The following is a 303-nucleotide window of genomic DNA, read 5'->3' as shown; positions in this document are numbered from 1 at the left end:
AAAAGGGAGCCGGGCAATGAGCGGCGATTATCGTATCAAGGGCGCAGGCCGTCTCACGCCGGCGAGAACCGCGCGCTTTACCTTTGACGGCAAGATCTATCCGGCGCTGGAGGGCGACACCGTCGCGTCAGCCCTTCTGGCCAATGGCGTGCATCTGATCGGCCGCTCGTTCAAATATCACCGTCCGCGTGGTTTCCTGTCGGCCGGGCCGGAGGAACCGAATGCGCTGATCGACGTGTCGCGCGACAGCCTGCGCAAGCAGCCCAACGTGCGCGCTACGGTGCAGGAAGTCTTCGACGGCGC

General features: G+C 64.4%; 1 protein-coding gene. It reads left to right on the top strand.

Going from position 1 to position 303, the window contains the following annotated elements; translation table 11 throughout:
* Positions 1-16 precede the first annotated feature (16 nt).
* On the top strand, positions 17-303 hold a 287-nt coding region (locus EN804_RS36185), incomplete at its 3' end, for a 2Fe-2S iron-sulfur cluster-binding protein (protein WP_135922408.1).

The sequence above is a fragment of the Mesorhizobium sp. M8A.F.Ca.ET.161.01.1.1 genome, from assembly GCF_004792105.1.
GTDB lineage: Bacteria > Pseudomonadota > Alphaproteobacteria > Rhizobiales > Rhizobiaceae > Mesorhizobium.
Note: the sequence above shows the minus strand (reverse complement) of the source record. Positions and strands in the feature narration are given on the sequence as shown.